This window comes from Asticcacaulis sp. AC460 (assembly GCF_000495795.1).
Lineage (GTDB): Bacteria > Pseudomonadota > Alphaproteobacteria > Caulobacterales > Caulobacteraceae > Asticcacaulis.
In genome coordinates this window covers 1-19339 of record NZ_AWGD01000028.1, presented here as the reverse complement: position 1 = coordinate 19339, position 19339 = coordinate 1, and the positions used below count along the sequence as shown (strand labels likewise).

Here is a 19339-nt window from a genome sequence, read left to right as displayed (position 1 = left end):
AACCCCCTGTGAGCCGCGACGCGTCTTCTTGTCCGCGTACATTTTGGAAAGGAGACGCATCATGCAAGACCAAGAAAAAAAGGCTCACGCCATGACTTCCTTCGCCCTGTTCGGAGGCCTCTTCGGCAGCCCGCGCCAGAAATCTGAGCGCGTGGTTAGTCGTCCGCAGGACTTCCGTCCGTTCGAACGGAAATAGGCTTATCGTCTGATAAAAACAAAAACGGCCTCCTGTTCGCCAGGAGGCCGCTTTTTTTACGCTTACGCCTACAGTAACCCTGAAGTCACAAGGCGTGAGGCTTGCCGAACAAGCTTAGTTCGACGCCAGCTTGACGCCGGCCTTGGCTTCGGCAGCCGCCATGTTCGGGCTGGCCTTCAGCACCTTCGAGCTGGCGCCGCCGCCGTTGCCGTCGAACTTCGACGACAGTTCGACCCAGTACAGGCCGTCAGCGGCCAGGAAGTTGTACTTGTAGTCGACCTGGTAGCTGCCGGCGCGGAATTCGCAGGCCGAGATGTTCACCATCTGCTTGCCGGTGACGGCAACGACCTTGGAAACGGCTTCCTTGCCGACGCCCGCAGCCAGCATACCGGCGGCGGCTTCCTGATCTTCCGAGCAGGGGGCGGCAAAGGCGGGGGCGGCGATCGCGGCGGTCAGGGCGATGGCCGAAAGAATGAGGGCATTTTTCATCTGATTTGTCTCCTTGAGTTTCTTCAGGGTGACATCAGGTATAAGGGAAATTGGAAAATATTCGGTAAAATATTGTATTTACTAGGAATTAAGCAAATTTAATGGCAACGGGCGCAGAGCTGTAAAAACAAGGCTCCAAATCTTAACGCGGACGCCGCCAATTTCGCAGTTGCAAAAAAAGCGGAAGATTTCTTCGATCTTCCGCTTTTCAGGTTCGTTAGTTCGACGCCAGCTTGACGCCCTTGGCCGCAGTGGCCGCCGACAGGTTGGGGCTCATGGTCATGACCTTGAGGTCGCTGACCGTGCCGGCCCTGACCTTGGCACTGCCCTGTACCCAGTACAGGCCATCGGCGCCGAGGAAATTGTATTTGAACAAGACGACGATGCCGCCACCGCCGATATTGCATTCGGAGATGTCAAGCATCTGCTTGCCGGTAATGGCGACCGCCGGGGTAACCTTGGCGGCGGTAGCTGCGGCAACGGCCTTGCCGGCCATGGCTTCCTCGGCTTCCTCGCATTCGGCCAGGGCTTGGCCGGCTACGCAAGCGGAGAGCAGGGCGGCGCCGGCGATGATCGGAGCACGGAAGGAACGAAAGGAGGGGGCAATCTTCTGCATTTTGCAAATCTTTCACTAAGAGACGCTGGGGAGGCGCGTATGGAGTGACCTGAGGCTGTACCCTCCGGTTGCAATTATAATTTTATCGGTAAAATATTTAATTTCATGTGAATCGATTGTGCGGTGCAATGGATTTCGGGGCCTTGTGCATAAGGGAAAACGCGAAAATATCCGTGGCGTTTACCGGACGTGCGGTACTCGCCTGCCGAGCATAAAAAAACGGAGACGCCGGTCAGGGCGTCTCCGTTGATGTGTCCGTCGCCTCGCAGGGCCGTGCGGGACGGGTACAGTACTTTTTAGGCGGCGGTCAGTTCGCCCAGGAAGCGGCGGATGTTCTCGCTCATGGCTTCCGTGCGCTTGGTCAGTTGGTTGGCGGCGCCGAGCATCTCGGTCGACGCCTTTTCGGTGTCGGCAGCAGAGGCCGACAGCTGGGCCACCGAGCTGGACGCCATGGTGGTGCCGTCCGAAGCTTCGTTGACGTTGCGGGCGATTTCGTTGGTGGCGTCGCCCTGCTGGTGCACCGAGTCGGCGATCGACGAAGCGATCTCGTTCATGTGCTTGATGGTCTCGCCGATGCCACGGATGGCGTTGACGCCGTTCTGGGCCGCCGACTGGATGTCTTTGATGCGATCGCGGATTTCGTCGGTTGCCTTGGCGGTCTGCTGGGCCAGCGACTTGACTTCCGAGGCCACGACCGCGAAGCCCTTGCCGGCTTCACCGGCGCGGGCGGATTCGATGGTGGCGTTCAGGGCCAGGAGGTTGGTCTGTTGGGCGATGGCGTTGATCAGGTCGACGACTTCGCCGATCTGGTCGGCCGCGCGCGACAGCTCGGCCATCGAGTCGTTGGTGCGGTCGGCTTCCGACACGGCCTCGGCCGCGATTTCCACCGATCGCACGGCCTGGTCGCCGATGACGCCGATCGAAGCCGACAGTTCCGTGGTGGCCGAGGCGACGTTCTGAACGTTATCAGCCGAGTTGCGGATCGACGACACAGCCGATTGCGAGCGGCGCTCGTTTTCCTGGGCGATGGTCAGCAGGGTGCGGCCGTTGGCGTCCAGGTCGGAAGCGGCGGACGACAGGGCGTCCAGCATGTCCTGGGCTTCGTGACGGAAACGTTCCGCCAGTTCCGACATCTGACGCGAACGCTCTTCGCGGGTTTTGGCGGTCGCAGCTTCCATGGCCGACAGGCGGGCCTTTTCTTCGGCGTTGGCCTTGAAGACGTTCAGGCTGTCGACGACGCTCTTCAATTCGTCGCGGCGGGCCAGGGCGGAGATGTCGACATTAAGATTACCGGTGGCCAGTTCCTCGGTCGTCTTGGCGATGCGGTTGATGCCGGTGACGGTAACGCGCGAGAAGATGAACGCGATCCCCATGGACAGGGCGGCCATGATGGCGGCGAAGATGGCCAGCATGGTGACGCCGGAGGCCTGGGCCTTCTTCGCGTCGGCGGCAGAGGCCTTGGCCTCGGCGACGTTGGCCTCGATGACCTGGTCGGTGATCTGGGACATCTTGGCGTAGCCATCGTCGAATTGCGACATCAGCGGTCCGACCGACGCGAAGTCGACGTCCATAACCTGGCCAGCGAACTCGACGGCTTCCTTGTAGGTCTTGATCTCCTTGCCGAGATCGCCCAACAGCTTCTTCTGTTCCGGGCTGGACGCCTTTTCGGCATCGGTCTTGACCTGAGCTTCGACCTTGCCGAGGTCTGCGACGACTTCGGCGACCTGGGCGGATGCGTTGGCCGTCGGGTCGGTGGCCTTCTTGACCAGGGCGTTGAACAACTGGCCGTTGGCTTCCTTGATGCTCGATTTGATCTCGCCGAATTCAACGACCTGCGGCAGGGCCTTGGCGTTGATGTCGTCGATGGTCTTGCCCTGGCCGTTCATGATGTAGACGGCGCCGCCGGTGAGCACGGCGAGGATCGCAGTGGCGACCGCGGCCGGCGCCATGAATTTTACCGTAAACGGCCAGTTCGAAATCTGGAATCCGCCGGCTTGTTTTGTACCTTGTTTCGTCATTTTGGCCCCTGACTTTAAGGATAAATGGCTTTTGTTGTTGGAAACCGGCCAACCTGACGCGCAGCCGCGAGTCATGGTTAAGACAGGCTTTGGGGACAACCTTTCACATTAAGGTTGTTGAAATCCTAACGACCCAAGGGATTGTTACAAATGGCGGGGCCGGGCCGCAGACGCTTTGCCTCGGCCGCTTTTGTTGTTACAGCTGCCTCCCGACAATCCGAACCCCGACGGAGCCCCACCCGTGCGACATCCCATTGAGACCGTATCCGCCGACGGTGTGAAAATCACCGCTTACCGGTTCGTCGAAAAGCGCCAGGTGGCGCGGGTCATTCCGGCCGGCGGCGCTGCCAACGGCGCGCCGCTGACCCATGTCATTTCGGAAGCCACCCTCATCCACCAGATCGGGGTAGAGCTGTCGGGCGGTTCCCTGCTTCTGGAGCCGGGCGCGCTGCAATACCACCACGGCCGCATCCAGTCGGAGATCCAGCGCCACGAACCGGGCAAGGGCTTTCTGTCGCGCGCCGTGGCCTCCGCCGGCACCGGCGAGTCGGCCTTCGCCACCAAGTTCAGCGGCACCGGCACCCTGTGGGCCGAGCCCAGCCGCAAATATTTCATCCTGGGCAATATGGACGCCGGTGACGACCTGCTGCTGGACGACCGGGCCTTCTATGCCTGCACCGGCGGCATCAGCCTGTCGACCCATCGCCACGCCTCAGTCGCCGGCATCCTGTCGGGTAACGGCTTCCTGCAACCGAAACTGTCCGGCCGCGGCGCCTTCGTCGTCGAAAGCCCGGTTCCGGTCGAAGAGATCGATGTCATCGAACTGAAAAACGGCGAAGCCGTGGTCGACGGCGATTTCGTGCTGATGTTCTCGGCCTCGCTGGACGTCGCCATCGGGCCACTGGTCACGGGATTACGCAACGCTCTGCGCTCGGGCGAAGGCCTGGTCTACAAGTTCCGCGGCACCGGTAATATCTGGGTCATGCCGACGGCGCGGGTGTCGTAAGATCAGGGCTGGGCGTCTTCCAGGATGCCGTCCTTGACATTATAGGTGCGCGCAAACGACGGATCCCTGACCTCGAGCGTCCTGACATTAAAACTGCTCCCGGTGCCGATGCCGGTCGCCGTGATGCCGGTGACAGTTAGCGGCTTGCCGGTCGTCAGGGGCTGGACCTCGCCGCCCTGGAACAGCCAGACATGGCCGTTCTTGTTGCTGTGAATCTTGACCGTACCATCGGCCTCGACCGTCATGGCGGCCTCTTCATCAACGCCCAAGCCCACCAGCGGCTTGCCGTCGCCGTCGCCACGCATGTTTTCCGCCTTGACCAGGAAGGCGATCAGCCGGCCCTGGCGGCTGCGTTCGTCGAAATGGCTGTCGGTGACGACATGGGTCAGCAGCGGGAAATGAAAGAAGTCGCCTTCGATGGTAACCGCGGGCCCCAGTGGATCTGCCAGGGCTTCGGGCGAGGTGACGCTGCCGCCGTCCATGGCGCCGTAAAGCCATGCCCCCTGCACCGCCAGGCCGGCCGAAGTCCCGCCCAGCGGTTTGTTGGCCGCGACATGGGCGTCGATGGCCTCATTCAGCGGCGTACCCTTCCACATGCGGACATAGTTGGCCTGGTCACCGCCGGCCAGGAAGATGGCGTCGGCCTTGCGCACCGCTTCCAGCAGTCGCGGATCGTATGCCGCCTGGCGGTCGAGGAACAGGAAGGTGCGCACCGAAGCCAGGCCGCCGACCACATTATAGAACTCGTCCTGGCTCTCCGTGGTACCCGAAGCGCGCAGCACCACCAAATGGCCGTGACCGGCCTTGGCGGTGAACCAGCGGAAGGCGTCGTAGGCCCAGTCGCCACCACCGCTCATCAGCAGGCCGCCCGTCACCGGGGCCGGCGTCGGTGCCGCTTCATCGCCGATGACGAAGGTCTTGTATCCCGGGCCCTCGTTCCATTGTGCCGCCGCCGGCTGCACCAGGGTGAGACACAGGGCGATGGCGAGGAGGAGCGGGCGCATGGCGATATCCGGACGGTAACATGGGGTGGCATATTTGTGTCACTGTGATCGCAATTTTGCGAGATGGCAAGAATTTGATTTCCCCTTCGCGGCGAGGGCGGCAAGTTTACCGGTAAAAATGAAGATGCTTCGATTCCCACCTCAGGCCGTCCGTTCCATCGGGGAAGGCGGCGGCCATCACCCGTTTCTCAGGAGTGAGTAGATGAAAAAAACCTTTCTGCATAAGATGTTGAAGCCCGCGCTTCTGGCCGGGTGCAGCCTGATCGGCCTCTCGGGCGCGGCCGCCCTGGCCCAGGATGCAACGCCGCCGGAAGAGGGCGGTGTGGTGACCGTGCTGGGTTCGCGTATTCCCCGGACGCAGAAGGAAGGCCCGGCCCCGGTGACCGTGATCACACAGGATCAGATCCGCGCCGGTGGCTACGGTTCCGTGCCGGACGTGCTGAAAACCCTGACCCAGAACAGCGGCGAGACCCAATCGATGCAGTCGGGCAATGCCGCCGACTATTCGCCGGGCGCGCAACAGGTCGACCTGCGCGGCCTGGGCCCCAACCATACCCTGGTCATGGTCAACGGCCGTCGCGTCGCCGACTATCCTATGCCGTTCAACGGCGACAGCAACTTCACCGACATCTCCAACATCCCGCTGGGCATGGTCGACCGCATCGAAGTCCTGTCTGGCTCGGCCTCGGCCATCTACGGTTCCGACGCCCTGGCCGGCGTGGTGAACTTCAAGCTGAAGGACCGCGCCGACGAGACCACGATCGATTACCGCTACGGCTGGACCGAGCAGGGGGGGGGCCAGTCGCACCGCCTGAACTTCTCGACAGGCCTGGACTTCGGCCGTCTTCACGGCGTGGTCGGCGGCGAGATCATGAAGCAGGACCCGATCTACGGCTATCAGCGCGAGCGCCAGGATTCGACGGCCGACGCCCCCGATCCCGACTACCAGATGGGCGTCACCAACTGGCAGCGCGTCGATTATGACGTCTACGCCATCGACGCGACCACGGCGGATTGCGCCCTGTCGGCCAGCACCAATGAAGGTACGACCAGCCTTCAGATCGATCCCTATTACGGCGACGGCGACGAGATCCAGGGCGCCTATTGCGGTTCGCAAACCGCCGTCGGTTATCGCACCGTCCAGTCGGAACGCACCATGGTCAACCTGGTGGGTTCTTTCAGCTACGACCTGTCCGACCGCACCCATCTGTTCCTGGACCTGCAGCTCGGCAAGAGCGACCTGAAGCTGCTGAAGCGCCCGACTTCCTGGGGCTATCAGGACGAAGACGGCAACGATGTCGGCGACTTCTACAACGTCCACCCCAGCTACGAAGGCACCGACAATTGGTACCGCATCTTCACGCCGGAAGAGATGGGTGGATTGGACAAAGCGATGCGCCACGTCGAGGCGACCACCTATACCATCACCCCGGGCGTGCGCGGCAGCTTCGGCGCCGACGACAAGTGGCATTACGAAGCCGCGCTCAGCGCCAGCGTTTATAATGCAGAGGTCACCTTTCCCTTCATCAATGTCGAGAAGGCCAACGCCTTCTTCCTGGGGCCGCAGCTGGGCTGGGATACCGACGATGAATATCTCGGCGAGGACGACGGTTACGGCCTGCCGGTTTTCAGCGCCGATCCGACACGCTTCTACACCCCGCTGACCCCAGCGCAGTACGCCTCGATCGCCGAAAACAGCGTCTACAAGCCGCGCAGTTCGGTGTTCGAAGCCTCGGTTACCGTCGGCACCCAGGAGCTGTTCGAAATGCCGGCCGGTCCGGTCGGCTTCAACTTCCTGGTCGAGGCCGGGCGCCAGGACTACAATCAGGGCACCGACCCCAAGGCCACCCAGCCCTACTATTTCAGCTGGGTCGACTTCACCGCCAAGGGCCATCGCACCCATTCTGCGGCGGCGGTCGAATTCAGCGTGCCACTGCTTTCAACCTTGCAATCCAGCCTGGCGGCGCGTTACGACACTTTCGACTATGCCGGCCACACGGTCGGTGAGACGACCTACAATCTCGGCCTGGAGTTCCGTCCGATCAAGACCCTGCTGTTCCGCGCCGCGGCCGGCACCGGCTTCCGCGCACCGGACCTGAACTATGTCTATCGTGGTACCGGCTTCGAGGAAGGCCGCGCCACTGACTATTACGAATGTATCCAGGACGGCGACTATCCCGACGACTGCGGCCGCGGTCCGCGCATCCGCGTGCGCACCGGCGGCAATATCAACCTGGAACCGGAAACCAGCGAATCCTTCAATGCCGGTGTCGTCTGGGCGCCGTCGCGTGCCTTCGACATCAGCGTCGACTACTTCAAGATCGACATGAACGGCCAGGTCGAGGATCTGCTGGTCAACAACCTGACCCGCACCGAAGGCGAATGCCGCGCCGGCCTGCAGGACGCCAACACCCCGACCTGCCAGGACGCCATCGCCCGCGTCACCCGCGATGGCGACGGCGACATCACCCAAGTCTTCGTCAGCCCGATCAACGTGTCGAAAGAGAGCACCTCGGGCGTCGACCTGTCCCTGCACAGCCGCTTCACGACGCCGGTCGGCGCCCTGGGTTTCTCGGCCAGCTACACCCACGTCCTCGACCACGGCTATACCCGCTACGTCGGCGATCCGGAGCTCGACAAGCTGGCCAACGATTCCAGCTATTACATTCCGCGCGACAAAGCTTCGGTCAGCATCAACCTGGCCAAGGGCAAGTGGCGCTTTAACATCGACGGCAACCATACCGCCCGCCTGCCGAACTATGACGAAAACGGCTGGGTCGGCGCCTACACCACCTGGAACGGCTCGGTGCAGTACGATGTCCGTGACAATGTGAAGGTGTCGCTGGCCCTGAGCAACCTGTTCGACACCAAGCCGCCATACGACTCCGGCTGGACCAGCTATCCCTACTACAACAGCAGCTGGTACGACGGCCTCGGCCGCAACGGCTACCTGCAGATCACCTACAAGTACTAAAAAGAAAGGCCCCGCAGTTTCCTGCGGGGCCTTTCTTCTATGGAGGTCCTTTTCCAGCGGGCGACTGCCCGCCGCGCACGTTTGCGCGAGCCATGCGGCGTTTGAGCCGAAAAAAGTTACTGCGACACGCCGCCGGATTTCATCGCCACTTCGGCGGTGATGTCCTGAGCCGACTTGCCACTGATCGTCGATTTCACCGAAATCGCGCGCGGCGCTTCCGGCGACGCCTTGGCGACGGCGGCGATCAGGGCAGCACGGGCTTCGCCGGTCGGCGACTTGGTGGTCGGCGCCATGCTGACATTGGGCGCCAGGGCGTCGGCCGGTTGCGCAACCGTCTGGGCCTGGTTCAGGGCGTCGCTTGGCAGCGTCGGGTCCGTAGCGCCGGCCTGGACGATCTGCGGCACCGAATTCGACGGCTGAACGACGCCATCGCCGCCCATGCGCGAACCGCGGCCGCGGAACTGATAGAAGACGTGGGTGCCGACCTGGGTAACCCGCTCCATGGTGCCCGACCAGCGCGGATTGACGCCGGTGGTGTGGAAGCTGGTCGCCGTGCCGACAACGGGCATGACATAGCCGCCCAGAGCCGCCTGAGCGACGTCATGGGCGCGGCGCCAAGCCCACTTTTCGACCGGACGGCCCAGCGCACCATTGCAGGTGAAGCTGAACTGGCACGAAGTGCGCAGGTGGGCGCCCTGATAGACGACATTACAGACGGTCTTGGGATAGGCCGGATGGCGGACGCGGTTCAGGATAACCTGGGCGACGGCGCGCATGCCATCGACGCCTTCGCCGCGGGCTTCGTAATAGACGCCCTGGGTCAGGCAATCGAGGTCGTTCTGGGTGCTGCCCTTGAAACCGAAAGCGGCGGCGGCGCGCGTGACCACGGCGGCCACCTGGGGCGCTGCCGGAATCTCGACGCTGGCGCGGACCACCTCGGCGCCCTGATAGCGCTGGTCGGAAGAGGTCCGCAGGGCCGTCAGGTTCTGGGCCAGCAGGGAATTGGGAGCGTCGGTACCGGCATAGTCGGTAAAGCGCATGGCGATGTTCATCGCGGTCCGGCTGACCGGAGCGGCGTCCGACGCCGCTTCGAGGCGGTGGAGTTCCGTCTCGTCGATCTTGCCGTCCTTGCTGATGGACGCCAGTTGCAGGATGCGGGCTGCCGTGTGACGGGCGGTGGAATCGTGGACCAGGGCGCCGCCGAGATAGGCCGAGCCGATGGACGCGCCGATAAGCAACCCGATTGAACTCGCCGCCATGAGTGCGCGTCTGCGATAGCGCGCTATGCCCACTTTGTGCGAAGTCTGGGATGTTGAACTCAAAGCTATCTGTCCTCTGTGGCGAGGGCTGTCTGCCCCCCGGAAGTCAGCCGGCAAAACGTAGCTTTCACGTTCTATGCCAGCGTCAGATAGGCCGGTACTCTTTGCGAAGTCGCCTCGGCCAGGGCGGACTTCTAGGGGCCAAATGTGGCGCAAATGTGTTAAAATGTGATTAACGATCCGTTAGCCATAGTTTAACGCGGCCCCTTATGGGCATCACATAAGCAGATCATGCGATATACACGAAGTTGATCGCTTTTCTATTGACTGGTAAAAGTGAGTATTGGATACTTTGATTATACGAGGGGCGCGATATTTATTATTTGCCTCTTCTTTATAGTCACATTTTTACGAAGAAAAGCTTAATTTAAGAAACCGTTAAGAGCGTCTTTCAACGGTATTTTTGCCGCACCTGCACAGCGGGCTGGAAACGCGAGGCGCCTAACAAGCTGGAATCGCAACGGAAATCACGGCATGTTACAACGTCCGCTGACAAGTTTTGACGCTGCGGTGCGTCAGAATCACCCGCACGGCCCCGGTGGGCGAAAGGGAAAAGTTTTTACGGCTCCCTTTCAAATTTTTTTCTCCGGCTTATGTTGTGTTCATGAATAGTTCGCCCCAAAATCCCGGCTTTTCGGACAATTCCGGCGCGTTTGTGGCCGATTTCAATCCGCCTGCGCTCAAGCAGCGCAGCGATAGCGCAACTGACATGCCAGCTGTGTGGGTGCCGCATCGGCCCGATCGTCCGGCCAAGTCCGAAGGCGGCAAGCGCTTTCGCCTGGCGGCGCCCTACGAGCCCGCCGGCGACCAGCCGACCGCGATCGCCGAACTGCTCGAAGGCGTCCATGCCCGCGAACACGATCAGGTGCTGCTGGGGGTTACCGGTTCCGGCAAGACCTTCACCATGGCCAAGATCATCGAGCAGACCCAGCGTCCGGCCCTGATCCTGGCCCACAACAAGACCCTGGCCGCCCAGCTTTATTCCGAGTTCAAATCCTTCTTCCCCGACAATGCGGTCGAGTATTTCGTCTCCTACTACGACTACTACCAGCCCGAAGCCTACGTCCCGCGCACCGACACCTATATAGAGAAGGACTCGTCGGTGAACGAACAGATCGACCGCATGCGCCACTCGGCGACGCGGGCGATCCTGGAGCGCGACGACGTCATCGTGGTCGCCTCGGTGTCGTGCATCTACGGTATCGGCTCGGTGGAGACCTATACCGCCATGACCTTCGAACTGAAGGTCGGCCAGTCGATCGATGAAGGTCAGCTCCGCGCCGACCTGGTGGCCCTGCAGTACAAGCGCAACGACGCCGCCTTCGAGCGCGGAACTTTCAGGCGCCGCGGCGACGTCATCGAAATCTTCCCGGCCCACTATGAAGACCGTGCCTGGCGCATCAACATGTTCGGCGACGAGATCGAATCGATCCACGAGTTCGATCCGCTGACCGGTAAGAAGATCGTCGACCTGCAGGACCTGAAGGTCTACGCCGCCAGCCACTACGTGACCCCACGCCCGACCCTGAACCAGGCCATCGACGGCATCAAGAAGGAGCTGAAGATCCGCCTGGAGCAGTTGCATGCCGAGGGCAAGCTGCTGGAGGCCCAGCGTCTGGAGCAGCGCACCACCTTCGATCTGGAGATGATGCAGGCGACGGGGGCCTGCGCAGGCATCGAAAACTACAGCCGCTACCTGACCGGACGCGGGGCCGGCGCGCCGCCGCCGACCTTCTTCGAATACCTGCCCGACAACGCCCTGCTGTTCGTCGACGAAAGCCACGTTTCGGTACCGCAGATCGGCGGCATGTATCGCGGCGACTTTGCGCGTAAATCCATCCTGGCTGAATACGGCTTCCGCCTGCCGTCATGCATGGACAATCGGCCGCTCAAGTTCGAGGAATGGGACGCCATGCGGCCCCAATCGGTCTACGTCTCGGCCACGCCCGGCAAATGGGAGATGGAGCGGACCGCGGGCGTCTTCGCCGAACAGGTCATCCGCCCGACCGGCCTGATCGATCCGCCGGTCGAGATCCGCCCGGTGCACAAGGACGGTTTCAACCAGGTTGACGACGTCATCGCCGAGGTCCGCGAGGTCGCCAAGCACGGCTACCGTTCGCTGGTCACCGTGCTGACCAAGAAGATGGCCGAAAACCTGACCGACTATATGCACGAGCAGGGAATCCGGGTGCGCTACATGCACTCGGACATCGACACCCTGGAGCGGATTGAAATCATCCGCGACCTGCGCCTGGGGGCTTTCGACGTCCTGATCGGCATCAACCTGCTGCGCGAAGGCCTCGACATCCCGGAATGCGGTTTCGTTGCTATCCTGGACGCCGACAAGGAAGGCTTCCTGCGCTCGGAAACCTCGCTGATCCAGACCATCGGCAGGGCGGCGCGGAACGTCGACGGCCGGGTCATTCTGTATGCTGATCGGATAACCGGCTCGATGGAGCGTGCCCTAGCGGAAACCACCCGCCGCCGCGAAAAGCAGATGGCCTACAATGTCGAGCACGGCATCACGCCGGAATCGGTCAAGCGCGGCATTGCCGACATCCTGGATTCGCCGTACGAAAAGGGCGATCGCGTTCAGGTGTCGATGGGTGTGGCCGAGAAGGATAGCAAGCCGTTCATGGGCTCCAACTTCCAGGCGACACTGAAGGACCTGGAAACCAAGATGCGCGAGGCAGCCGGGAATCTGGAGTTCGAGACCGCGGCGCGCCTGCGCGACGAGATCAAGCGGCTGAAGCTGCTGGATCTGGAATTCGCCAAGGACATGATCGGCGGGGACGCCTCCTGAACCCGCCGCGCGGAGGGATTCAGGTTTGCTGCGCAGCATTTTTACGCCCGATTCGCGCATTCCGGATGGCCTGTTCCCCCGGAGGCCCCGGCGTTAACCCATAAGCGTTTCTTTCCCCACACACTCCGCCACATTTCGCTGTGTTGCGCCACAATCGTACTGGATTTTTATCTCAAATCGCGCGACGCTGTTGTTAATCATGCAATCGTCGGGCTGATCGCAACGCCGCGGGTAAACACGTTGTTAACCTTGTGCGCGGACACTTGAAGCACGGAATCCAAGTTCTGGGGTTATATATGCGTAGGACAAGACTCAATGTGGTGCCGCCCGTCTCGAAAGAGGTCGCGCTCGGCCAGGTCATCGACGGCGACAAGGTGATGAGCCTGCCGGCGCATGTGCCGCACAAGTCCACGGCCGTGGAAGACGTACAGGTTGTGCGTGAAAGCCGCACCTCCCGCGTCCGCCGGCTGCAGGAAGAGGCCCGCGCCCTGGCGCGCGAGCAGATCTCCGAGTTTGAGGTGCTGATCGACGCGACCGCCAAGATGGCGCTGGAAATTGCCGACGGTGGCGAAGTCTATTCCATCGGCGCCCGCGAAATCTGCCGCCGCTTGGCGGACGAGCTGCCGCGCACCCTGCAGACGCTTCAGGTCATCTCAAAAAAAAACTGATGCCGTGACCTGAGCGCGTCAGGATGCCAGTTCTCTCGACGCGTCGTGAAAAGCCCGCAGTGCGGGCTTTTTTTGTCCCCGCGCCACACGATGTTCACAAAAATATATGCGGACTGTTATCATATAACGCTGGCATGGCGGCGGATTCTCACCTAGATTCGACCTCTTGAAGGGGAATTCTCCATGGTGCAGACCCGCCGGTCACCGGCCCTCGTGGGACGGTTCGTTGCGTTTGTCCTGATCGGCAGCCTGGCCGGTCTGGCTTCCGCCTGCGGGAAGAAGCCCGAAAAGCCGGCCGAGCCTCAAGTCCAGCCGGTGGCGCCGCCGAGGCCGCAGGTGCATCTGCCGGCGCGTACGCCCGGTCTGTGGGAAATGATCATCACCGAGGAAGGCAGCGCCGAAGCCCCGCAGGTGGTCCAGATATGCATCGATGCCGAAACCGACCGTCACCTGGGTTTGCTGGGCACGGACCTGTCGGGCGATCAGTGCGACAAGACGCTTAGCGCCCGCGACGGCGGCTGGGACGTCCTGGCCGCCTGCGATATGGGCAACGGTGTCAGCAACGAATATTCCGGTTCGATCACCGGCGACTATATCACCGCCTACGGTATGAAGCTGCGGTCTCAGACCACGCAGGGCGGGACGCCTCAGGGGGTCGCCACCTACACGGTCGCTGCCAAACGGACCGGAAATTGCGCCAGCGGCCAGGCGCCGGGCGACGTCGTCAATGATGGCGTTCAGTTCAACCTGTTCGACATGGCGGGCATGCGACGGTCCGGTGCGACCTCCAGCGAAGCGCCGTTGCACGACGAGTAAGAGGCTGGCTAGACCACCCAGGCCTTCGGATTGGGATACGGGCGGCCGTAGAGCAGGTGGTTGAACCCCATGGCGCAGCGGCCCGCGACCCAGGCCAGGATGGGCATCACCACGAAGAACATATAGATGGGCTGCACCTGATAGGTCCTGACCAGAAACTGGCTGAGGAAGAAGGTCAGGAAGGTCGGCACAATACCCATCCAGAAGGTGCGTACCTGGAACTGATAGTGCGACTTGATCCAGTCCGGTGTCTTGTCGCTGTCGGCGAAGGTCACGATAATAAGCGCGACAACACCTGTCAGGCCGATCGTAAGGGCCATGAAGAACAGCAGGGCGTAGACAAGCATGGCCATGCCGCGGCCGTCGGTCAGAAAGCTCTTGAGGTCACCGGAATTCGTCATGGTCGCTCCTTCGCGTCGAACCTAGTATGACCGGTTCATGCTGCAAAGCAAAATCTGGCGTGAGGTCGATCCAAAAGCAGGTTGATTTTTGACAATCATGTCGATTTTTTCACAAAAACGGTGATTTTCACGGAGATTGTTACATGCGGAAGCACGCGAACATGGTATGACCTGCCATCGGAACGGGTCGGACGTGATTCTACCCATAAAAATAACCGACGAAAAAATCCTGGTTGAGAGGATACCACATGCACTTCCATATCGCGCGCGCCATGCTTGTCATGGCCGCGCCTTTGTTGTTTGCGACCGTCGCATGCGCCCATACACCCGTCGATGACCATGGCGCGTTGAAAGTCGCCGGCAATCGCATCGTCGACAGTCACGACAAGCCAGTCAAGTTGAACGGGGTCAGTTTCTTCTGGTCCAATTCCGGCTGGGGACAGGAAAAATTCTATAATCCGTCGGCCGTGGCGACCTTCGCCAAGGACTGGAATGTCTCACTGGTGCGCGCCGCCATCGGCATCGATGGTCCGGGCGGGTACAAACAGGACCCGGCGGCGGGACGGGAACGCGCCGAAGCCCTGGTCGATGCGGCCATCGCCAATGGTGTCTACGTCATTATCGACTGGCATTCCCACCGGGCCGAAACCGACCCGCAGGCCGCGGTCGACTTCTTCACCGCCATGGCCCAAAAGTACGGCCATACGCCCAACGTCATCTACGAGATCTATAACGAGCCTCTGGGCAATGCCCAGTGGTCAGGGCAGGTCAAGCCGTATGCCCAGACGGTAATCGACGCCATCCGCGCCACCGATCCCGACAATCTGATCGTGGTCGGTTCGCCGACTTGGTCCCAGGATGTCGACATCGCTGCTGCCGATCCGGTGACCGGCGGCAACGTCACCTACACGCTGCATTTCTATGCCGGTACCCATAAGCAAGGCCTGCGCGACAAGGGCGACAAGGCGCTGAAGATGGGGGCGTCGCTGTTCGTGTCGGAATGGGGCTCGGTCAATGCCAATGGCGACGGTGGCGCCGATGTCAAGGAAACGGGACGCTGGCAAAACTGGATGGCGGCCAACTGCCTCAGCCAGGCCAACTGGGCGGTCAGCGATAAGAAGGAGGGCGCGTCGCTGTTCAAGCCGGGCGCTTCGGCAACCGGACCGTGGGCGGATACCGACCTGACACCATCGGGCCTGCTGGTGCGCGATATCCTGAAAAACGCCTCAACGACCTGCGACTGAAACGATTCGCCCCGGCTGGGTGGGCTTAAGCGGTGGCAAAGCCATTGGTAGGTCATACTGCGGTACGCCATATTGCGGTGACACCGGCGGACGGCGCTTGATCACGGCCTTGACCGGATAGGGCAGGCGCTCGACCTTCGGCCGCGGCAGGGTCATCACCCTGGCGACATGGGGTTTCACTTCGGGCTTGCCGTCATAGTCCATCGTCACTGTCCCGCCACAGAAGGCGTCATTGCAGCGCGCCTCGAACTCCAGCAGGTCCATGAACTGGGCGCCCAAACGGCGTGTCTCCACCATCTCCTGCACGCTTTCGGCCCAATGCTTGCCGCAGCTCTGGCAGGTCACGTCGATATGGCTGTCGCGGGGCAGGGTCTTCAGTTGCGGCTGGCAGGTAAAGGCCATGGCGGAACGTCCTCTGTTGATGTTCCTATTTTGTTCTCAATGTGGATAAGTGTCAACAAAAAAGAATCACAAACTCGAACCAGTTGAATTTCCTCGGCTTTCCGTACCCGAGCGATACGCGGCAACACCCCTTTGACCGACGCTTCGTGCAGTTCCGCTTTCGGCGCGGAACAAACATCCTCGGCGACGACCACAGCGAAGTTGCGCTCCCAGGCTTGGCGCGCCGTCGACTCGATGCCGAACGGCGTCGCCACACCTCCCAGCACAATCCCGGTCACGCCGCGCCGGCGCAGCCGCACCTCCAGATCGGTGCCGAAAAAAGCGCCCCAATTGTGCTTGGTGACGACCAGGTCGCCGGGATGTTCCAGGCCGTCGACCAATCGCGACCAGTCGACCGGCAGGCCGCCTTCCGGTCGCGGCATCGGCTCATCGACCGGTCCCTGCGGCGCATCGGCGAAGCCGGGACCCCAGTCGACATGAACCAGGACCACGGGCGCCCCGGCGGTGCGGAAGCGCCCGGCCAGCATCCTGGCGGCGGCCACCACCTCGGCGCCGGACCGTGGCGCCAACTCACGATTGACGATGCCGTTCTGCAGGTCGATCAGCACCAGGGCCGTCGATGATGCCGTCAGGGTAATCATGACATTACTGGATCACCGCGCAGGCGACGCGCGGACCGGCATTGCCGATCGGCTGGCTGGTATAGTCGTCTGCCATACTGTGGATCACCACGGCGGTGCCGTCGCCGTCAAAGACGGCCGGGCGCTTGTCCTTGGTCTGGGCGGTGATCAGGTTGGAATAGACCTCGGCGGCGCCGGTGCCGTCGGCGGCGACGAATATATTGGGCAGGTCGCCGGCATCGTTATGGCCGACCGCCAGCAGGCCGTGGGTGACCGGCGTGTCGCCATGGACATGGCCGCCGGCCGAGGCGAACTTTTCGTCTGAGCAGGCCCCCTTTTCGTGGAAATGCAGGGCGTGCCAGCCCGGCGTCAGCCCCTTCACATCCACGCGCAGCAGCACGCCGTCGGGTGCCGCCGTCAGGGTCAAGGTGCCGCGTTCGGCGCCGTCCGGGCTTTTGAAGCTGCCGCCGTGGGTGGCCGGCGCTTCGGTGGCCGTGGTGGCGTTGACTGGCGGTGTCTGAGCCAGGGCCGGGGAAGCGAGCAGGGCAAGAACGGACAGGGCAGGGAGGAGGCGCATGGGAGGGAGGTCCTTGTTTGGGTGACCGGCGTTAAACGCGAATGGTTCGCAACACCTGTCGGCCTCCCGGCATAAAAGCACAATATGGCTTTCGCATTGCATCGCCGTCGTGGCCAAGATTACAACATTTTCATGTGCAACCGGTTGCGCCTCAGGCCTTGTTCCGCCTAGGTTTGTTTTTTTGCTTTTCACGAGATGTCCATGCTGGATCGCCGTTATCTGCTCGCCGCCCTGTCCGGGCTTGCCTTCACGGCCGGCGATGCCCTGGCCGCCGCCAAGAAAAAGAAGGCGCCGGCCAAGAAGAAGACAACCTCCAAAAAGGGTAAGGCATCGAAGAAAAAGGCGCCCCCCAAGCCGCCGGCGCCCCCGCCCCCTCCGCCCGTGCCCGAAGTGACCGCACCCGAAGTCAAGGCGAAGCTGGACGCTGCCTTCGACTCCATCCTGCGCGACCTGCTGGTTCAGTCGCCGATGACCGCCACCAATCTGGGCCTCGACAAGGGCGACCTGGCCTATCTCAAGTCGCGCCTCGACGACCGCACCGCTGCTGGCCTCAACACCAATGCCAATCGCCTGCGAAAGGCGGTCCAGACCCTGGCCGCCATCGACCGCGACCAGCTATCGGCCGTCGACCGCATCGATTACGACGCCGTCCGCTGGGACATACAGCTTCAGGCCGATGCCGCCCAGACCTGGAACTTCGGCGAAAACGCCACGCCGATGAACATCACCTTCTATTCGCCGACGCCCTATATCGTCAGCCAGTTGAGCGGTTTCTGGAATACGGTGCCGGACTTCCTCGACGGCCAGCATACGATCAACACTGCCTCCGACGCGGATGCGTACATCAAGCGCCTCGATGCCTTCGCTGCCGGCCTGGACCAGGAAACGGCGCGCATCGTCTCGGAATCTCAGCGCGGCATCATCCCTCCGGACTTCATCCTGAAGAAGGCGGCGCTGCAGATCACCAACCTGCGCGACACCCCGGTCGACCAGTCGATCTTGGTCACCTCCATCGCCCGCCGCACGGCCGAAAAAGGCATTGCTGGCGACTGGACCGCCCTGGCCACCGCGAAGCTGACCGATACCATACAGCCCGCCATGACGCGCCAGATCACGGCGCTGCAGGCCCTGCAGGGCAAGGCGACGCACAATGCCGGCGTACGCAATCTGCCCAATGGCGCCGCCTATTACGCCTATTGCGCTCGCGTCGGCACCTCGACCGACCTGACGCCCAAGGAAATCCACACCATCGGCCTGCAGAAGGTGGCGGAACTGTCGAGCGAGATCGACAGCCGTTTCCGTGCGCTGGGCATGACCACGGGCAGCAATGCCGACCGCTACAAGATCCTGGGCGACGACCCGTCGCAGCTCTATCCGGACAGCGACGAAGGCCGGGCGCAACTGCTCAGCGACCTGAACGGCAAGGTCGACGCGGTGACGGCCAAGATTCCGCAATATTTCGGCGTCCTGCCCAAGACCAAGGCCAGCATCCGCCGCGTGCCGATCGCCAATGAACTGGGCCAGCCCAGCTATTACCAGCCGGCGGCTTTGGACGGCTCGCGCGCCGGGGTCTACAACATCAACCTGCACAGTATGGCCGACAATCCGAAGTGGAGCCTGCCGACCCTGACCTATCATGAGGCTGTACCGGGCCACCACATGCAGATCTCGATCCAGCAGGAAGCCCCGTTGCATCAACTGCGTAAGGTCGCCAGCTACAATGCCTATGTCGAAGGCTGGGCGCTCTATTCCGAAGAGTTGGCCGCGACCGAAATGAAGATGTACGACAACGATCCGTACGGCCGGCTGGGTTACCTGCACGACGCCCTGTTTCGCGCCGTGCGCCTTGTGGTCGATACCGGCATGCACCATCTCGGCTGGAGCCGCGAGCAGGCCATCCGCTACATGGCCGATACCACGGGTGACTCCGAAGGCGGCGCGACCTTGGAGATCGAGCGCTACTGCGCCTGGCCGGGCCAGGCCTTGGGCTACATGGTGGGTAAGATCACTTGGCTGCGGCTGCGCGACGCCATGAACAAGAAGCAGGGCGCGGCTTTCAGCTACAAAACCTTCCATGACACCGGCCTGACAGCGGGTTCGCTGCCGCTGGCGGTGCTGGAAGACCTGTACAAGGCCAAGGGCCTGATCTAGGCTTAAAAACCATCCACAGCGGCGCTTTCTTCTCC

At 62.0% G+C, this 19339-nt stretch carries 17 protein-coding genes; 8 read left to right on the top strand and 9 right to left on the bottom strand.

The genetic code is table 11. The features are described from left to right. The first annotated feature begins 61 nt into the window (after positions 1-61). Positions 62-196: a hypothetical protein gene (locus ABAC460_RS51040; protein WP_023454305.1), complete on the top strand. Its 135-nt coding sequence runs from the start codon at positions 62-64 to the stop codon at positions 194-196. Positions 197-310: 114 nt separating this feature from the next. Here the strand turns inward: ABAC460_RS51040 and ABAC460_RS39615 are convergent, their stop codons facing one another. The 3 genes from ABAC460_RS39615 to ABAC460_RS39605 form a co-directional block, all read right to left on the bottom strand. Beyond that, positions 311-685: a hypothetical protein gene (locus tag ABAC460_RS39615; RefSeq protein ID WP_023454304.1), complete on the bottom strand. Its 375-nt coding sequence runs from the start codon at positions 683-685 to the stop codon at positions 311-313. A 217-nt stretch (positions 686-902) separates the two neighbouring features. Next, on the bottom strand, positions 903-1301 hold the full coding sequence (locus ABAC460_RS39610) for a hypothetical protein (protein WP_023454303.1): 399 nt from the start codon (positions 1299-1301) through the stop codon (positions 903-905). A 296-nt stretch (positions 1302-1597) separates the two neighbouring features. After that, a complete protein-coding gene (locus ABAC460_RS39605; RefSeq protein ID WP_023454302.1) occupies positions 1598-3319 on the bottom strand; it encodes a methyl-accepting chemotaxis protein in 1722 nt (573 codons plus the stop codon). A gap of 241 nt (positions 3320-3560) precedes the next feature. On the opposite strand from ABAC460_RS39605, the gene ABAC460_RS39600 reads away from it, so the two are divergent. Further along, positions 3561-4325, top strand: a complete 765-nt coding sequence (locus tag ABAC460_RS39600; protein WP_023454301.1) for an AIM24 family protein — start codon at positions 3561-3563, stop codon at positions 4323-4325. Between the two features lie 2 nt (positions 4326-4327). On the opposite strand, the gene ABAC460_RS39595 is transcribed toward ABAC460_RS39600, so the two are convergent. Continuing rightward, complete coding sequence (locus tag ABAC460_RS39595) at positions 4328-5329, bottom strand: cyanophycinase (protein WP_023454300.1); 1002 nt, start codon at positions 5327-5329, stop codon at positions 4328-4330. Between the two features lie 202 nt (positions 5330-5531). Between ABAC460_RS39595 and ABAC460_RS39590 the strand changes: the two genes are divergently transcribed. Then, entirely contained in the window at positions 5532-8303 is a 2772-nt protein-coding gene (locus ABAC460_RS39590) for a TonB-dependent receptor domain-containing protein (protein WP_023454299.1), read from the top strand. A 116-nt stretch (positions 8304-8419) separates the two neighbouring features. On the opposite strand, the gene ABAC460_RS39585 is transcribed toward ABAC460_RS39590, so the two are convergent. Continuing rightward, positions 8420-9562: a cell wall hydrolase gene (locus ABAC460_RS39585; protein ID WP_023454298.1), complete on the bottom strand. Its 1143-nt coding sequence runs from the start codon at positions 9560-9562 to the stop codon at positions 8420-8422. 664 nt (positions 9563-10226) lie between these two features. Between ABAC460_RS39585 and uvrB the strand changes: the two genes are divergently transcribed. The 3 genes from uvrB to ABAC460_RS39570 all read left to right on the top strand — a co-directional run bounded on the left by uvrB (position 10227) and on the right by ABAC460_RS39570 (position 13909). Then, positions 10227-12425 (top strand): excinuclease ABC subunit UvrB, encoded by a 2199-nt coding sequence (gene uvrB, locus ABAC460_RS39580; protein ID WP_031237033.1) that lies wholly within the window; start codon positions 10227-10229, stop codon positions 12423-12425. Between the two features lie 296 nt (positions 12426-12721). Continuing rightward, a complete protein-coding gene (locus ABAC460_RS39575; protein ID WP_235075828.1) occupies positions 12722-13093 on the top strand; it encodes a hypothetical protein in 372 nt (123 codons plus the stop codon). A 183-nt stretch (positions 13094-13276) separates the two neighbouring features. Further along, entirely contained in the window at positions 13277-13909 is a 633-nt protein-coding gene (locus tag ABAC460_RS39570) for a DUF3617 domain-containing protein (RefSeq protein WP_023454295.1), read from the top strand. A gap of 8 nt (positions 13910-13917) precedes the next feature. Here the strand turns inward: ABAC460_RS39570 and ABAC460_RS48430 are convergent, their stop codons facing one another. After that, complete coding sequence (locus ABAC460_RS48430; protein ID WP_023454294.1) at positions 13918-14310, bottom strand: hypothetical protein; 393 nt, start codon at positions 14308-14310, stop codon at positions 13918-13920. 248 nt (positions 14311-14558) lie between these two features. Between ABAC460_RS48430 and ABAC460_RS39565 the strand changes: the two genes are divergently transcribed. Beyond that, a complete protein-coding gene (locus ABAC460_RS39565) occupies positions 14559-15554 on the top strand; it encodes a glycoside hydrolase family 5 protein (RefSeq protein WP_023454293.1) in 996 nt (331 codons plus the stop codon). Here the strand turns inward: ABAC460_RS39565 and ABAC460_RS39560 are convergent. From ABAC460_RS39560 to ABAC460_RS39550, 3 genes are read right to left on the bottom strand one after another with little or no spacing between them, the layout of a single operon-like run. Continuing rightward, positions 15537-15956 carry a hypothetical protein gene (locus tag ABAC460_RS39560; RefSeq protein ID WP_023454292.1) on the bottom strand — a complete coding sequence of 140 codons (420 nt, stop codon included), beginning with the start codon at positions 15954-15956 and terminating at the stop codon, positions 15537-15539. The two genes, ABAC460_RS39565 and ABAC460_RS39560, sit on opposite strands and share 18 nt — an antisense overlap. After that, positions 15929-16597 (bottom strand): hydrolase, encoded by a 669-nt coding sequence (locus ABAC460_RS39555; RefSeq protein WP_023454291.1) that lies wholly within the window; start codon positions 16595-16597, stop codon positions 15929-15931. The genes ABAC460_RS39560 and ABAC460_RS39555 overlap by 28 nt, the downstream gene beginning before the upstream one ends. Before the next feature lie 4 nt (positions 16598-16601). Next, complete coding sequence (locus ABAC460_RS39550; RefSeq protein WP_023454290.1) at positions 16602-17153, bottom strand: superoxide dismutase family protein; 552 nt, start codon at positions 17151-17153, stop codon at positions 16602-16604. A gap of 201 nt (positions 17154-17354) precedes the next feature. On the opposite strand from ABAC460_RS39550, the gene ABAC460_RS39545 reads away from it, so the two are divergent. Then, positions 17355-19304, top strand: coding sequence for a DUF885 domain-containing protein (locus ABAC460_RS39545; protein WP_023454289.1), 1950 nt, complete (start codon positions 17355-17357; stop codon positions 19302-19304). Positions 19305-19339: the final 35 nt, after the last annotated feature.

What these genes read in the sequence shown, in the direction of transcription:
- ABAC460_RS39605 (WP_023454302.1), bottom strand. Translation starts at nt 3,319, where the DNA reads ATGACGAAACAAGGTACAAAACAAGCCGGCGGATTCCAGATTTCGAAC.
- ABAC460_RS39570 (WP_023454295.1), top strand. Translation starts at nt 13,277, where the DNA reads ATGGTGCAGACCCGCCGGTCACCGGCCCTCGTGGGACGGTTCGTTGCG.
- ABAC460_RS39560 (WP_023454292.1), bottom strand. Translation starts at nt 15,956, where the DNA reads ATGGCCTTTACCTGCCAGCCGCAACTGAAGACCCTGCCCCGCGACAGC.
- ABAC460_RS39550 (WP_023454290.1), bottom strand. Translation starts at nt 17,153, where the DNA reads ATGCGCCTCCTCCCTGCCCTGTCCGTTCTTGCCCTGCTCGCTTCCCCG.
- ABAC460_RS48430 (WP_023454294.1), bottom strand. Translation starts at nt 14,310, where the DNA reads ATGACGAATTCCGGTGACCTCAAGAGCTTTCTGACCGACGGCCGCGGC.
- ABAC460_RS39565 (WP_023454293.1), top strand. Translation starts at nt 14,559, where the DNA reads ATGCACTTCCATATCGCGCGCGCCATGCTTGTCATGGCCGCGCCTTTG.
- ABAC460_RS39575 (WP_235075828.1), top strand. Translation starts at nt 12,722, where the DNA reads ATGCGTAGGACAAGACTCAATGTGGTGCCGCCCGTCTCGAAAGAGGTC.
- ABAC460_RS51040 (WP_023454305.1), top strand. Translation starts at nt 62, where the DNA reads ATGCAAGACCAAGAAAAAAAGGCTCACGCCATGACTTCCTTCGCCCTG.
- ABAC460_RS39545 (WP_023454289.1), top strand. Translation starts at nt 17,355, where the DNA reads ATGCTGGATCGCCGTTATCTGCTCGCCGCCCTGTCCGGGCTTGCCTTC.
- ABAC460_RS39590 (WP_023454299.1), top strand. Translation starts at nt 5,532, where the DNA reads ATGAAAAAAACCTTTCTGCATAAGATGTTGAAGCCCGCGCTTCTGGCC.
- ABAC460_RS39585 (WP_023454298.1), bottom strand. Translation starts at nt 9,562, where the DNA reads ATGGCGGCGAGTTCAATCGGGTTGCTTATCGGCGCGTCCATCGGCTCG.
- ABAC460_RS39615 (WP_023454304.1), bottom strand. Translation starts at nt 685, where the DNA reads ATGAAAAATGCCCTCATTCTTTCGGCCATCGCCCTGACCGCCGCGATC.
- ABAC460_RS39595 (WP_023454300.1), bottom strand. Translation starts at nt 5,329, where the DNA reads ATGCGCCCGCTCCTCCTCGCCATCGCCCTGTGTCTCACCCTGGTGCAG.
- ABAC460_RS39610 (WP_023454303.1), bottom strand. Translation starts at nt 1,301, where the DNA reads ATGCAGAAGATTGCCCCCTCCTTTCGTTCCTTCCGTGCTCCGATCATC.
- uvrB (WP_031237033.1), top strand. Translation starts at nt 10,227, where the DNA reads ATGAATAGTTCGCCCCAAAATCCCGGCTTTTCGGACAATTCCGGCGCG.
- ABAC460_RS39555 (WP_023454291.1), bottom strand. Translation starts at nt 16,597, where the DNA reads ATGATTACCCTGACGGCATCATCGACGGCCCTGGTGCTGATCGACCTG.